The 1831-nt window shown below is 70.9% G+C and carries 1 protein-coding gene; it reads left to right on the forward strand.

The window, feature by feature from the left end:
- Window positions 1-132: 132 nt before the first annotated feature.
- The coding region (locus ND748_RS26775; RefSeq protein ID WP_251748988.1) for a CTP synthase at window positions 133-1831 on the forward strand (1699 nt) is incomplete at its 3' end.

Consider the following 1831-nt stretch of genomic DNA (forward strand, 5'->3'; position numbering starts at 1 on the left):
CGGGACCCCGCTCGGACGCCGAGAACCAGGGGTCCCCGTGATGCGCCGAAGGCGCCTCACGGGGGAGGTGTTACCGTGAAGTCCCGTGGAGGCGTCGGGTCCGGACCGGCGGCGTGACCACGGGAGTTTCACGTGGGCCAGGTGCATGTTACGAAGCACATCTTCGTCACCGGCGGGGTCGCGTCCAGTCTCGGCAAGGGACTGACCGCATCCAGCCTCGGGCGGCTTCTGAAGGCTCGCGGACTGCGGGTCACGATGCAGAAGCTCGACCCCTATCTCAACGTCGATCCCGGCACGATGAACCCGTTCCAGCACGGCGAGGTGTTCGTCACCGACGACGGAGCCGAGACCGACCTGGACATCGGGCACTACGAGCGGTTCCTCGACGTGAACCTCGACGGCAGCGCGAACGTGACGACCGGCCAGGTGTACTCGGCCGTCATCGCCCGTGAGCGCCGCGGCGACTACCTCGGCCAGACGGTGCAGGTCGTCCCGCACATCACCGACGAGATCAAGGACCGGATCCGGCGGCTCGCCGACGACTGCGTCGACGTGGTCATCACCGAGGTCGGCGGCACCGTCGGCGACATCGAGTCGCTGCCCTACCTGGAGGCGATCCGCCAGGTGCGCCACGAGGTCGGCCGGGACAACGCGCTGACGGTCCACGTCAGCCTGGTGCCCTACCTGGCCCCGTCCGGGGAGCTGAAGACCAAGCCGACGCAGCACTCGGTCGCGGCGCTGCGCAGCATCGGCCTGCAGCCGGATGCGGTGGTCTGCCGCTCCGACCGGCCGCTGCCCGACGCGCTGAAGAAGAAGATCGCGATGATGTGCGACGTCGACGACGAGGCGGTCGTCGGCGCACCGGACGCGAGTTCGATCTACGACATCCCGCGGGTGCTGCACCGGGAGGGCCTCGACGCGTACGTGGTGCGCCGGCTGGGGCTGTCGTTCCGCGACGTCGACTGGACCGAGTGGGACACCCTGCTGCGCCGGGTCCACCATCCGACGAACTCGGCGACGATTGCGATCGTCGGCAAGTACGTCGACCTGCCGGACGCCTACCTGTCGGTGACCGAGGCGTTGCGGGCCGGCGCGTTCGCCACCGATACCCGGGTTGACCTGCGTTGGATCACCTCGGACGAGTGCTCCTCGGCGGAGGAGACGGCCGCGCTGCTCGACGGGGTCGACGGGATCATCGTTCCCGGCGGCTTCGGGATCCGGGGCATCGAGGGCAAGCTCACCGCGCTGCGGCATGCCCGCGAGAACGGGCTGCCGACCCTGGGTATCTGCCTGGGCCTGCAGTGCATGGTCATCGAGGCGGCCCGCGGGCTCGCGGGCCTCGAGGAGGCGAACTCCACCGAGTTCGTGTCCGACACCCCACATCCCGTGATCGCCACGATGGCCGACCAGCACGAGGTCGTCGCCGGCACCCGGGACATGGGCGGCACGATGCGCCTCGGCCTGTACTCGTGCACCCTCGCCCCCGGCACGGTCGCCCGCCGCGAGTACGGGTTGCCGGAGGTCGCCGAGCGTCACCGTCACCGGTACGAGGTCAACAACGACTACCGCGAGCGGCTCGCCGCCGCCGGGCTGGTCTTCTCCGGTACCTCGCCGGACGGCCGGCTGGTCGAGGTCGTGGAGCTGCCCGCCGACGTGCACCCCTACTACGTCGGCACGCAGGCGCATCCGGAGTTCCGGTCCCGGCCGACGCGGGCCCATCCGCTGTTCCGGGGGCTCGTCGCCGCGGCGATTGCGCACGCCGACCGTCGCCGCGGGGTGCTCCCCGTGGACCTGGCGGCCGCCGACGCCGACGCCGCCGCCACGCCCGTCG

The organism is Frankia sp. AiPs1 (assembly GCF_023716945.1).
Taxonomy (GTDB): Bacteria; Actinomycetota; Actinomycetes; order Frankiales; family Frankiaceae; genus Frankia.